The organism is Mangrovimonas sp. ST2L15 (genome assembly GCF_001280515.1).
GTDB lineage: Bacteria > Bacteroidota > Bacteroidia > Flavobacteriales > Flavobacteriaceae > Mangrovimonas > Mangrovimonas futianensis.
This window is the reverse complement of the sequence record NZ_LBIQ01000032.1, coordinates 1-388: the sequence shown is the minus strand read 5'-3', so window position 1 is coordinate 388 and position 388 is coordinate 1. Positions and strand designations below refer to the sequence as shown.

The 388-nt window shown below is 38.7% G+C and carries 1 protein-coding gene; it reads right to left on the bottom strand.

Features of this window, described 5'->3' with window-relative positions; translation table 11 throughout:
- The coding region (locus ZA07_RS16370; protein ID WP_197276741.1) for a hypothetical protein at positions 1–388 on the bottom strand (388 nt) is incomplete at both ends.

Below are 388 nucleotides of genomic sequence, written 5' to 3'. Positions count from 1 at the left end.
CGTTTCTGATTTTGCAGATGCAAGTGTAAGTTTTGATAATTTCGAGATTGTTGAAATTCCGTCTTGTCCACAACCTACTTCATTGACGGTGGAATTAGTTGATATGACAACTGCTATAGTGGAATGGACTGAGTATGGTACAGCTACTTCATGGAATATCGAGATCGTAAATGTTGATCTTGGTGAAACACCAGCTGGTGTTTCACCAAGATCAACATTTACGATCTCGATATTCCATGAAGTAGCTGTACCATACTCAGTCCATTCCACTATAGCAGTTGTCATATCAACTAATTCCACCGTCAATGAAGTAGGTTGTGGACAAGACGGAATTTCAACAATCTCGAAATTATCAAAACTTACACTTGCATCTGCAAAATCAGAAACG